The organism is Scytonema sp. NUACC21, from assembly GCF_054684315.1.
On sequence record NZ_BAAFZH010000078.1, the window covers coordinates 1 to 12,485 of the forward strand.

At 44.7% G+C, this 12,485-nt stretch carries 11 protein-coding genes; 3 read left to right on the forward strand and 8 right to left on the reverse strand.

The window, feature by feature from the left end:
* Positions 1 to 79: 79 nt before the first annotated feature.
* The 3 genes from ACYRY3_RS16590 to ACYRY3_RS16600 all read right to left on the reverse strand — a co-directional run bounded on the left by ACYRY3_RS16590 (position 80) and on the right by ACYRY3_RS16600 (position 6,844).
* Positions 80 to 2,824: a two-partner secretion domain-containing protein gene (locus tag ACYRY3_RS16590; protein WP_460202730.1), complete on the reverse strand. Its 2,745-nt coding sequence runs from the start codon at positions 2,822 to 2,824 to the stop codon at positions 80 to 82.
* Between the two features lie 246 nt (positions 2,825 to 3,070).
* A complete protein-coding gene (locus ACYRY3_RS16595) occupies positions 3,071 to 4,462 on the reverse strand; it encodes a cytochrome 450 (protein WP_460202731.1) in 1,392 nt (463 codons plus the stop codon).
* A gap of 96 nt (positions 4,463 to 4,558) precedes the next feature.
* On the reverse strand, positions 4,559 to 6,844 hold the full coding sequence (locus tag ACYRY3_RS16600; RefSeq protein ID WP_460202732.1) for a lipoxygenase family protein: 2,286 nt from the start codon (positions 6,842 to 6,844) through the stop codon (positions 4,559 to 4,561).
* A gap of 398 nt (positions 6,845 to 7,242) precedes the next feature.
* On the opposite strand from ACYRY3_RS16600, the gene ACYRY3_RS16605 reads away from it, so the two are divergent.
* Positions 7,243 to 7,425 (forward strand): hypothetical protein, encoded by a 183-nt coding sequence (locus ACYRY3_RS16605; protein ID WP_460202733.1) that lies wholly within the window; start codon positions 7,243 to 7,245, stop codon positions 7,423 to 7,425.
* A gap of 73 nt (positions 7,426 to 7,498) precedes the next feature.
* On the opposite strand, the gene ACYRY3_RS16610 is transcribed toward ACYRY3_RS16605, so the two are convergent.
* The 3 genes from ACYRY3_RS16610 to ACYRY3_RS16620 are packed head-to-tail and all read right to left on the reverse strand — an operon-like array spanning position 7,499 to position 8,101.
* A complete protein-coding gene (locus ACYRY3_RS16610) occupies positions 7,499 to 7,642 on the reverse strand; it encodes a UPF0175 family protein (RefSeq protein WP_460202734.1) in 144 nt (47 codons plus the stop codon).
* 41 nt (positions 7,643 to 7,683) lie between these two features.
* A complete protein-coding gene (locus ACYRY3_RS16615) occupies positions 7,684 to 7,818 on the reverse strand; it encodes a hypothetical protein (protein WP_460202735.1) in 135 nt (44 codons plus the stop codon).
* A gap of 43 nt (positions 7,819 to 7,861) precedes the next feature.
* Entirely contained in the window at positions 7,862 to 8,101 is a 240-nt protein-coding gene (locus ACYRY3_RS16620; protein WP_460202736.1) for a hypothetical protein, read from the reverse strand.
* 440 nt (positions 8,102 to 8,541) lie between these two features.
* Here ACYRY3_RS16620 and ACYRY3_RS16625 point away from each other — a divergent pair, with 440 nt between their 5' ends.
* Together ACYRY3_RS16625 and ACYRY3_RS16630 are read left to right on the forward strand one after the other, a co-directional pair.
* Entirely contained in the window at positions 8,542 to 10,695 is a 2,154-nt protein-coding gene (locus ACYRY3_RS16625) for an AAA-like domain-containing protein (RefSeq protein ID WP_460202737.1), read from the forward strand.
* Positions 10,688 to 11,329 carry an AAA-like domain-containing protein gene (locus tag ACYRY3_RS16630; RefSeq protein WP_460202738.1) on the forward strand — a complete coding sequence of 214 codons (642 nt, stop codon included), beginning with the start codon at positions 10,688 to 10,690 and terminating at the stop codon, positions 11,327 to 11,329. Before ACYRY3_RS16625 ends, ACYRY3_RS16630 begins: the two co-directional genes overlap by 8 nt.
* 673 nt (positions 11,330 to 12,002) lie before the next feature.
* Here the strand turns inward: ACYRY3_RS16630 and ACYRY3_RS16635 are convergent.
* Both ACYRY3_RS16635 and ACYRY3_RS16640 read right to left on the reverse strand, forming a co-directional pair.
* Entirely contained in the window at positions 12,003 to 12,200 is a 198-nt protein-coding gene (locus ACYRY3_RS16635) for a double zinc ribbon domain-containing protein (RefSeq protein ID WP_460202821.1), read from the reverse strand.
* A 48-nt stretch (positions 12,201 to 12,248) separates the two neighbouring features.
* Positions 12,249 to 12,476, reverse strand: coding sequence for an MbtH family protein (locus ACYRY3_RS16640; RefSeq protein ID WP_460202739.1), 228 nt, complete (start codon positions 12,474 to 12,476; stop codon positions 12,249 to 12,251).
* Positions 12,477 to 12,485 lie beyond the last annotated feature (9 nt).

The window sequence follows — 12,485 nt, forward strand, 5'->3', positions numbered from 1 at the left end:
GCGCGTCTCTACATCTAAATTATGCATAAATGTGATTCGGCTGGGTCGATAATGTTCGACAATTTACCACAATCCCGTGCTACGAAACGTGACAAGAAGTTGGTTTCTGCCATGCACTATGGGAATTGACATCAGGTGCTCGAGCCACTAGAGTCACTTCACCCTTAGCATTCACAACCCAGCCTTGAGCTTCAACTATTGGGCTGGGGGGGTTATGAGAAACATCTTTTTGAGGGTTTTTTCTCATGTGTCTTGGTTGCTGGGGGGAAACTGCATTTAATTTCTGGTTTGGAATTGGCACCCAACTGACTTGTACATCTTCAGATATTAATGTCTGATAAGGACTCGGCGCTATTCCACCACGCCCGGTCACAATAAATTCGCTCTGCTGTTCATTATCATCTTGCTGACAAGCTTGTGCGACTTGAGTATTTGTTGATGGGGCTTGCGGTAACTTTATTAACCCACGATTGGGGTCGGTCTCTGGAGTGTTAATTTCGACGACACCATCTATACCAAATACAGAATTAGCGGTAATGTCACTATCAGGAGATAAAAATACTCCTTGAGTGTTGATGCTGATGTTACCGCCTCGCCCTTTGGCAGCATTGGCAGAGATATTGCTATTTTCTGTAGAGATTAATATTTCTGTATGGATATTTATATTACCGCCATTTCCATCAGCCAAGGCAGTGCCCGCAGTAGCAGTTATATTGCTATTATTACGTAATAAGATATCTCTAGCTTTCAGGGTAATATTTCCACCTTCGCCTGATGTTGTTTCAGTTGTGATGGTTCCTCCATTGCTAAGACGGACAGAACGAGCATTCACTGTAATTTTCCCAGCATTGGCTGTTGCATTCCCCCGAACACGGGCTAATAGACCACTGTTGGAACCATCATTATCAACTATCTCGTCACCAAATTGTTTGAGTCTAGCCTCAAAGGTGCGATCGCTACCAGATATATTGACGCTATCGGTAGCGTTGATAGTTATATTACCTGCACTGCCACTACCAAAACTACTCGTTAAAATTTGTCCACCTTCAGTTATCTCAAGGCTACCCGTGTTCACTGCGATATTACCACCACTTTTCCCACTCCTTGTTCTGGCGCTGAGAACTGCCCCATTTGACAAGCGCAAGGAATTGGTAGTAACAGTAATATCACCCCCCTGTCCGGTAGCTCCTTGTTCGGTGGAACTTATCAGCCCACTAGAGAAACCTTTTGCAGAAAAACCAGAAAGATTAACCGAGTCTGAAGCATTGACCCGAATATTTCCTGCTTTTCCATTGCCACGAGTCAGAGATTGAATTTCTGCCCCATCAGATAAAGAAAGAGTACGCGAATAAATTTCAATATCACCTGCATTACCAATCGCACTCCCTTCTACCGTATTAAAGATACCAGTAATCTCACCGAGTTTCCCAATCGCGGCAACCTCTGTGGGTGGCGGAGAATTATATGGGTTAGTGGGAGTATTGGGCAATTCTGACCTATAACTGTTAACCATTGATATAGAGTCATCAACCCAGATAGATACGTCTCCCGCATCTCCTTGCCCAAAAGTACTGGCAACGATTTCAGTACCATTTGTTAGGTTAAGAGACCCTGCTTTGATAAAAATATTACCACTCTTACCTACCGCTCCAGATTCTACTGCATTGGAAATAGAACTCTTAGAGATATTGATTTCTCCTAAAGCATTCAGCACAATATCTCCTGCCCGACTGTTGTTTGCTCCCAACCCTTGCCCTATACCAGCATTAAGACGGCTGTGAGAAATATTCAAATTTTGAGCGTGGATAGCAATACTCCCATCAGTGGAAGCACGTACATCTATACTGGAAAAGTTACCAACAGACACATTGCCTCGCGCCATACCATTCGGAAAACTCAAGCTCAGCAGGTTGTCGTTCATATTCAACCCTACTGTTCCTGCTCCTGCCAATCCTCCTAACTCGACTCTTCCACCAGGAGCACTTAAAGAACTACCATCCATACTAATACTTCCGCCAACGAATAATAAACTCCTACCATCTCTGACATACAGACCAGTTGGATTAGGTTGAGGTAAGACTGATAGTGGTGTTACTGGTGCTGACGGTGGTGTAGCTGGTGGTGCATTTGCTGGTGGTGGAATTACTGGTGATGACGGTGGTGTAGCTGGTGGTGCATTTGCTGGTGGTGGTGGGGTTGGTAAAGAAGTTCCTGGGTTTGGGAATCCTATGAGTGTTGTTGCTACTGACCTATCGATAACTATTGCTGCAGCGTTTATTTGATTAAATAGAAAAGCTGAAGGATTGACTGTCAGTAATTGTGGGTTGTTTGGACTTGAAGCACTAAAAAAACCGCGATCGCCAAATTTAATAGCATTGGCAGTTGTTGCAACAAATGAACCTCCAACATCCAAACTGGCATTTTTACCAAAAATAATTCCGTTGGGATTCATAAGAAACAAGTTGGCATTACCCCGGACACCAAGTTTCCCGAAAATTTTGGAAGGGTCAACCCCTGTGACTCGACTTAAGATATTCTCAATGCCAGATGGGTTGGCAAAATACACTTGTTGTCCTTCACCAATATTAAATTGTGAAAAGCTGTGAAATAAATTAGCTCCGCGAATTGCTCCCCCGTCAATTGTGTAGGTTTGGGAGTCGATTTGTGTGACTGTAGAGCTTTCCGCGCCTAAAGTGCGATCGGGTACTGGCTTGAGTTCTTGGGCAATAGCAGAATTTGTACTTAGACAGTACGCCCACAAGCTTGTTATCCCTGCCCTTATAACAAAGCTCAAACCCCTATGATTGTTACTTTTTTTGGACATTGTATTTGCCAAAGAAACAGCAGTGACTGAACAACGGTTTTACTACATCTCTACTTAGTAGTCTACTTTTACTGGTAGTCAAAGTCACTTTTACAGAAATCCCCATAACAGGTTGCATGGGTTTACAGGAAAATCCGCTATTTCTTTACAAAACTTAATATTTAACACAATTGGCGTAGGTCCCCAACTATACCGATGTTCTTAGTTGGGGTACTTCACCGATCTAAGGAATTGGGAACTGAGCAATTACACTTTGGTGGCGTCACTGCCCTGTGCCGCTACCAAAGAGTTAGGTTTGGAAGAGCGGCGCACTCTACCCACTGCGCTCATAACGTCCACGAGCATATTTAGTGCGATATCCTTGCCGGGGCAAATGCGCCCTGCACTGCGATCGCCAACAGAGTGAAAGCCCATGTGGAAAGGGCAAAGGTTCTCTCGCTTTGCATTGAACTCGTAGACCGTGGGTCCCCAAAAACTCTCATCCAGCATTCCCAGGCTCATCGGTATGAGCACCTTGGTGCCTGCGGGGAAGGTTCGCTCCTTGCCGACTACGGTCACAGTGAAAGGTTCAGTTGCTATCCGATGCGAGGCACTGACTGGTGCCCAGAGGCGGGCGCACTCTAGGAGGTAAAGCCGCACGGACTCCCGGTCATCTAAATCGAGTTTGTCCCAATACTGGGTTAGGTCTATGTCGGATGTTTGTCGTCCCTTGTAAGAGGGGAGAGGGCGGTATCCCATTGCAGTGTAAGCAAGGTGTAGTGGACCCTGCAGTGCCGCGATGGCCATGATGGCTGTCATCAGCTTTGCCAGTTCCCACCGAGTCATGCCGTTGTATTCGGGGTTATTCTCCTGAAATCCGGCAAGGGCAGGCGAATTCTGGTAAATAGTTGCTGCTTGTTCGATCAGGTTGGGCAGGTCTTTGTGTCCCTGAAGGTTTAGACTTTGCAGGAGAGTGCCGATACCAGCAAAGTAGTGCTTCGGGCTCTCGCGTGTGTAGTGCAACTCCGTCAGGAGATTCATCGACTCCTCGTCGTTGGGGTTTAGCCCAAAGAGAACGTAGTGCAAGTACCGAATCATAAAGCCCATCAAACCTCGCCTGTCGTTGGTGAAGAATTCGTCACCAGCACCATGAGGCATATTTGCATAATCTGCTGCCAATCGCTCGAGCAACTGCCTAGAAGTTGCATCGCGCTGACGTTCCGTCGCAGCATCGTTCAAGATGTACTTCTGCATGCATTTTCTGAATGCCTCGTGGTCGCTGCTGCCTCCTGCCTCCCGATCCGACAGAGAAAGCAGGAAAACGTTCCTGCTACCAACATCCTGGTTAGGTGCATGATTCGCGTCCAGTACAGAAGTGCCGAGTCGCCACGTGCGTGCTTGTGGTGAGGTGAGGGCTGTTTCCAGCGTATTAAACTCGGACAGCACCACCTGCCCAGCACAGCAGAAGTTGGAACCGAGGGCAAGCCGCTTGGAGTCGAGGTAGGTGGGAGTGTTTGCAATCAAGCCCTCGACCAAGCTGATGATTGGGAGGAGTGCCTTGCTCAGGTTCTCGTCTGGGTTTTGCAAAGCCCATACCTGAAACTCATTGAGCGCAGGAGTTATGAATGATGAGAAGACAGTATTTAAATTTAGGCTCATTGTAATTATCTGCTTTTTAAGAGAAAAATTGTATTTTTCGGGTTACCCAGCCTTAATGGCTGACACCAATCTTGAAGGATTATCAAATCAAGACGATTAAATATTGATGCTTTGCGGAATTTGTGAAGGTTTGAGGTAATTGTAAGGAGAGCGCTCTAAATTGCGGCGATCGATAATTTCTTCAATGTCCTGCAAACGCTTTTGGAACGCCTTGAGGGATTCAACTACTTTTGAGTCGGTAAAATAACCGTCTTCGTAGTCACCCAGCTTGGTATAGTACGTTGACCCCAAGAGGTATAATAAATTGAGCTGTTCTTGGGCTTGGTCGAGGGGCGGTAGTAAATCTAACCAATTCTGTTTAGTCGTTCTTGCTCCGACTGCTTTAGCCGTTGCATATCCGGCTGCTGGCATCGCTGGAGCAAAGCTCATAATATCGTTTTGTGGGAAGTTGACCGCCGCGTGTTGGGCACTAGCAGTAAAGATAACCATCGTAACGGCATCGATGAGGTATTTGAGGGTTTCGATCTTGCCATCTCCTCTATCGCCAAAATCTTGCAAGCGTGCCCCATCAAAAGCCACCAACTCTTCCGCCCAATTCTGCAATTGGCGATCGCCTTCCACATCCTCATCCGAGTTGTAATACAAACCTAAATAAGCTTCAACCCAATCGTGAATAGCTTCCCAGATAAGTAACCCATCATCCCGGTAGGGATAAATTGGCAACACAGATGGCTCGTCTACTCCCCGATCTTTCAAACGCTGGGGTAGCATATCTGCATTAAACCCGCGAGCCTGGAATCCTTTCACAACCAGAACCCGTGAATTCTCAATCGTCGATGACAAAAGCGCATTCACACCGCCTTTAGGAGCCACAAGAAATTCATAAGCCGCATAATTAATTGCCAGAGTGCCCTGAAAGTGAGGCACCAGCAATTTAAATAAGGGGTGAGTCGAAGGCATTTGCCGATGAGTGGCAATAACGAACGCCTCGATTAATAAATGGGTACGGGCGAGGTGAGACACCGCCTCATGGAAATTGGTATCGGCTATTTGTACAATGGTTTTTGCCATCAGCCAAGCATCAGCCCCCGTAGATGGCAAGATGGCAGGATAGTCAGCTGGCGACTGACCACATTGAATTGCAACAGGACGCAACAGGCGATTGGAAACATCGTTCGCTGGAACGGCAAACATCGCCAAAGGAGCGTAAGAATATTTTTGTACCTGCGGCTCGCAACCATAAGTACCATTCAAGGCTCCATCTAAAACGGCATAGTCTGCCAAGTAAACCCGCCCCTCCTTCATTGCATTTTGGAGAGAGTCGGAATCTCCCATCACAGATTTGTACTGCTCTTCCGTCACGGGAAAGCGTACATCGGGCTCTGTTATCCGTACAATCATTACCGGATTTGGACCAGCCAGCCGCATATAAGCAAAAAATTCATCGTCTTGAAACGTGTTTGCAACCTCAGGCAGAGCGATGTAGGCAAACAGCTTACGATAGTCTTCCAGACTAGTGACACGGCCTTTTGGTCCTAACTCCTTCAGTTCTTTATACAGGTTTTTAATCAAGGTCTTGAGGAAGTCTTCCCCCAAAATTTTCATGAGATTGGATGTCACAAACTTTCCAACTTCCGCTTCCTTGGATGGTATGCCCTGTAATGGTTGTTGAAAAGCTGTATCAATTCCTTTTAAAACTTCAACTTTCGTATTAGGGGAAGATTCATCCTGTAACGGTTGTTGAAAAGCTGGATCGATTCTTTTTAAAACTTCAACTTTCGTATCAGGGGAAGATTCATCCTGTAACAACTGTTGTAGGATAGCCTCAATTCTTTTTGAGACTTCAACTTCTGCTTCATTGGATACTATGCCCTGTAACGGTTGTTGTAAAGACGTTTCAACTTTTTGAGTCTTTCTTGAGACTTCAACTTCCGCTTCATTGGATAGTTTGCCCTGTAACGGTTGTTGTAAAGACGTTTCAACTTTTTGAGTCTTTCTTGAGACTTCAACTTCCGCTTTGGTAATGGACTGCGTACCCTGTAAGTGCATCTGAGGCACCAAGCCAAATAGAGCATTACCAAGCCTGACTTTGAACGACTTACCCTCCTCTTGTAGGGTTTGGAATAGGATCTGGCGGAGAAATTCTCGCACATCGTCTTCGATCTCCTTCTTACCGCGATCTTCTTGATGATGTACGTAGGCTATGAGAGTATTAATTGCCAACTTGAATGCTTGTTTTGCCACTAACTGCTTCCACGGGTCAGAAAAGTTTTCGCCCTGAGGGAGCCGATCTACCATAGCAATGGGTTCAATGTGGGTGTAGTTGTATTGATACGCACCTGCTAAAGTTTGACCCTGTTGCGGAGAGTTCATGTTGTCCATAACTATCCCTTGTAAGTTTTTACTGAAATGGAGTTTCTTTGCCCTTTCTACATTCAAAGGAGGTTGACTCGTTGTTGCCAGCTACAGAATGTATGCCAGTAACAACCGACTAAAAACTTACTTACATTCTTGTTCCGTTGCCACTGGAATCACTGCAATTGTAATTAGAAGTTACAAAACCGAACTTATGCAGTTAATAAGAAAAAGGAACAGCTGGTTGACGCGAATATCACCCGATTGGGTGACCCTACTGGATGAAGACTAGTAAGTACTCTGCACCGTATCCTTAATTACAACTGAATACGAAAGAATGATAAGCAATCCAAACTGCAAATCCTAAGTGTCATCTCTTTCCCTGGACTGGTGTCTGGGGTTTCTATACTTTTTACGAGGTTTTGATGAGCGAGCAAGAAAAAGCTGATATCAAATTGGCATATCAAACAGCGGCAGAAATAACTTATATCATAGCTGTTGGTTTAAGCAAGGCGATGGAAAAATCAGAAGCTAGAAAAAGGCATCGCAACCACCGAAAGGATAAAGCAGTTTTCTCTACCAGAGGCTGTAGAAAAATTGCAGGTTGAAACTATCGACCGCCCCTGCAAAATTTGGTTGATGTATGATTGCTATCGTTGTGCTAAAGTGTGACGGGCAATCTCATCTTCCCAAAAAACGACTGGCACTACCTAGCGTAATTTTCTCTCGCTGAAACAGCAACAGCACTAATTCCTGTAAAAGTTCTGATTCGGAAAGTCCAGAAGCCCGAACCAGTTCATCAGAAATAATAAGACTCTTTGCCATAGGTTCATTGCTCTGTAAACTCCGTCTGCTAGTCTCTAAAATTAAACCCAACTTTCAACAGGAAATTCCACCACCTGTCGCATTCGCTCAAAATCACTATCTGCTGAAACGACATTATAAGAGAGAGGCTTTAAAACCTTGCTGGCTGAACTATTCCTACCGAATAGAGGGCTCATGTTGCCCATTCCACAAGAAAATCAAAATTATACAAGTTTTCAATCAACGCTTGTTCTGCGACACCGAGGGCGATTTCCTTTCGACTTCTTGCTTAATTGCACCCATCATCTTACTCAAAGAATCTTTGAAAATACCGTAGAAGACATTTGCTGGAGTTCCCGATTTGGATTGAACCTCAACCACTTGTGTAATCAAAACTTGATTCGGTTTTGCACTCAAGCTTCCGGTAACAAAACAAATCTGCAAAGACCGCAAAATCAACTGAATTTCTTTGTTTTCCATCTTCACCTACACCGGTTTCTAGAGAAATAACACCGCATCTGAGGTCTAGCTATTTAAGCATTGCTGAATTGAGTCATGAATTATATTTGTAGTATGTTTGTTAATTTCCAGCAAATCCCTGTAGAGACGGGCTGTTTGAAGCGTCTCTACATCAATGGTGTAACACCCTCTACTTAAGGACAGTTAAGAACTGTTCATTTTATCAGTTCGCAACTCACCGTAAAGCTAGTTACAAAGCATGACAGCTTGTAGTAATATTAGTTGCCGCTAAGAGCAAAAAGGAAAACAGGGGGAGATAAGTCTGATGTTTGTGTGATTTCTGTATAAATTAGCTTTATTTGGACTAATAATAAGTAGTAGGAAAATAAACTTTCAATTCATTACACATATTTATAAATTTGTCAATATATTAAGCCCTAAAACTTGCTCCAACCTCGCTAATGAGAGACAACCCGCGTGTCAAAACAATATTGATTCTGGCAGCAAACCCCACAAACACCTCTCGACTGCGCTTGGATAAAGAGGTACAGGAGATTGATGAGGGATTGCGACGGGCAAACAAGCGCGAACAATTTAAATTAGAGCAGAAATGGGCAGTCAGATCCCGCGACTTTTACCGTGCAATTCTTGACACTCAACCCCAGATAGTTCACTTTTGCGGGCATGGTGCAGGAGAAGATGGTATTGTTTTAGAAGACGAGACAGGGGAAGCAGCACTGGTACAGGCAGATGAACTGGCAAGTATGTTCAGGCTGTTTGCTGCTGAGAGTGTCGAATGCGTGGTATTGAATGCCTGCTATTCTGAGGGACAAGCACAAGCGATCGCCCAACACGTCAATTATGTGATAGGAACAAATCAGACAATTGGGGATAGTGCAGCCATTGCTTTTTCTATGGCATTTTACGATGCTTTAGCCGCCGGAAAAACCATTGAGTTTGCTTTTGAACTGGGGAGTTCTCGTTTGGTTGGTCTACCGGAATCCCAAACTCCCGTACTCAAGAAGAAGCCCCAAGATGGATTGTCTTCTCCCCTTGCAGAAAAGGGAATTGAAAAAAAATTATCAAACACTCAACCAACAGACCGCAAGCACATTTTTATCAGCTACAAACGGAATGCAGAACCAGATGAACCGATAGCGTTGCAAGTGTATCGGGCACTATCACAACAGCACGAAGTTTTTATCGACCAAAGAATGTTAGTAGGTACGCGCTGGGCTGAATACATCGAAACCCAGTTGCGTCAATCTGATTTTCTCATTGTTTTTCTTTCAGATAGCTCAGTCCACAGCGAGATGGTAGGGTGGGAAATTCAGAAGGCACACGAGTTGGCACAGCTACAGGGAGGACGCCCTGCTATTCTCCCCGTGCGTGTGGCATATCGAGAACAGTTTCAGTATCCCTTGAGTGCTTACTTAGACCCTATCAATTGGGCATTTTGGCAAGATGTTAGCGATACGCCACGTCTGATAGCAGAATTAACTCAAGCAATTTCAGGCGGTGAATTGAGTATTGGTGAAGCACAAAAGCCCAGCTTACTGAGGGCAAGTGAGGTATCGTCCTTTCCCCGCCCCTTCCCTTCCGCACAACTGGAAATGCCAGAAGGGACAATGGACAGTGAATCTCAATTTTACGTCGAACGCCCGTGCGATGCGATCGCATTACGAACTATCGAACAAAAAGGTGTGACCATCGCAATCAAAGGATCGAGGCAAGTTGGAAAAAGTTCGCTGTTGATTCGCATCAAAGAAACAGCCGAGAAAGCAGGTAAGCGAGTGGCGTTTCTAGATTTCCAACTATTTGACAAAGCAGCCCTGCAAGATGCCGAACTTTTCTTCCGCCAGTTTTGCACCTGGGTCACTGATGAACTGGAGATGGAAGACCGAGTCGATGAATATTGGAGTACCCCATTGGGAAATACCCAACGCTGTACCCGTTATATCAGTCGCCATATCTTAAAAGGATTGGGCAAACAACCATTGGTTTTGGCAATGGATGAAGTGGATAAAGTTTTTGACGCTGAGTTTCGCAATGATTTCTTTGGAATGTTGCGGAGTTGGCACAACTGTCGCGCCACAACACCCATTTGGAAAAACTTCGATCTCACCCTAGTCACCTCCACAGAACCCTATCAACTGATAGACGACCTGAACCAATCTCCCTTTAATGTCGGACAGGTCATAGAAATGGGGGATTTCAGCCCCGAACAGGTAGCAGACCTCAACCAGCGTCATGGTTTGCCTCTCAACTCCAGTGGAGAAAGACGATTGATTGGGCTACTCGGAGGGCATCCTTATTTAATCAGGCGGGCACTATACTTAATAGCCAGCCAGCAAATGTCCGCAAGTGAGTTATTTGCCAATGCCATCAATGATAGCGGTCCCTTTGGGGATCACCTGCGCCATCACCTTTCACTGCTACATAACAAAACAGAATTAATCCAAGGTTTGTTAGAAGTCATTCGTCAAAACAACTGTGCAGATAAACGTATCTTTTGGCGATTGCGGGGTGCAGGCTTGGTGCGAGAAGAAGGAAAAGCGATCGTTCCGCGCTGTCAGCTTTATGCCGAATATTTCCGGGAGAATTTGCGTGGATAAAGCAAGTATTTACACGGTTGGCGGAACCGTACAGGCTAACCAAAACGGTGTTTACATTTCCCGTCAAGCAGATGAGGAACTACTTGCACTGTGTCGGGAAAGTAAATTTGCTTACATTCTCACCTCTCGGCAAATGGGTAAATCCAGTTTGATGGTGCGGGCTGTGGAACGACTCGCCGAAGAAGGAATTCAGTCAGTTGTCATTGATTTGACACAGGTAGGAACTCAGGTAACAGCCGAACAGTGGTATTTAGGGCTACTCACCATCGTTGAAGGAACTCTGTTGTTAGAGACAGATGTGGTGCAGTGGTGGCAAGAACGTTCCCATTTGGGCTTTACCCAAAGGTTAACTCTATTTTTTCGAGAGGTGCTTTTACCAGAGGTAGAGACACCTGTAGTTATTTTTGTAGATGAAATTGATACGACATTAAGCCTTAATTTTACGGATGACTTTTTTGCAGCCGTTCGTTCCCTATATGTTGCCCGTGCTTCAGAACCAGAATTTCAGCGTCTTTCCTTTGTGTTGATTGGTGTAGCAACTCCCGGCGATTTGATACGAGATCCCAAGCGGACACCCTTTAATATCGGTCAGCTTGTTGACCTCACGGATTTTACTTTTGAACAAAGATGTTGAGCGCAGTCCCTACCTATAAGGAAGTTTAGGTAGGGTTAGCGAAACCAGTATAGAAATGCCGGAAATACATTTTCATAAATTTGACAGTATTCGTCTATAAATTTGACCGTGGGTATTGCTTGACGAGGCTCTACCATAGTACCAACAACGCTTCTAGGGTTTGCTACTTATTATACTACGCCGAGAGTGACAAAAGAGGGTTAAGCTGGAGCAAAAGTGGGCGTGCAATTCGTTGGTAGCCGAATCACGGTATTCAGTCCGTACATGGCATTGAGCCGAGATCCTTGTAAAATCATGCAAGATGGTCTGAAAAGTCTTTACTTGTCTAGCTTTCAAGCATTCTCTCAAATTTAATGTTATATAAAATTATGTAACAATACGGTTGACATATAAATGAATCTGTAAAAATCATTTGTCATCAATGATAGCCAAAGTTAAAAAGCTTACCGGAAGAAAGGCAGAGGGCAGAGGGCAGCTATGCTGAAGGAAAGACTGTAGTTTTTAATACAAAAATCAGTCCTCTGTGCTCTGCCAGACGGTTTAAAGCTCCTGAATTTATTTATGGAGACAAATAAATGCGTAGCAACTTTATTAAATCCCCCGCAATAAGCGCGTGGGGAACCTTCTGCCATCAGACGAGCGTACTTCTGCCTTCTTTAATATGTCTTGTGTTTCAGCTATTTTTATAGGCAAAACCACAAAAAGGACAGAAGGGGTATTTGAGTGAAACAACTAATTCACCACAATTGGCACAATGGGAACTCAGAGGAGTGCCACACATAAAGCAATATTTGGCTCGCACGTCTGTCCACATAGGATCAGCCCCAGTACCAGGAGTCCAACATTGAGGACAACAGGCTCCCCGTGTTATCGCGTCTGAGCTTCGGTCCTAATTATAGGCGTTCATCCGAGCATGATGTCATACCTGAGTGCGAGCAGCTTCCTCCATTTTTTTTCGCAGACTGAGCGGTCTCATATCAGTCCAAACTTCTTTAATGTAATCCAGACATTCCTGTTTAAGACCACTTTTTCCAGTATCTTTCCAACCAAAAGGATTTTCACGGTCAACAGACCAAATGGAATACTGTTCTTCGTGATTGACTACAACCTTGTAAATTATCGTGTCTTCTTTGTCATCTTGGTACATATTTATCCT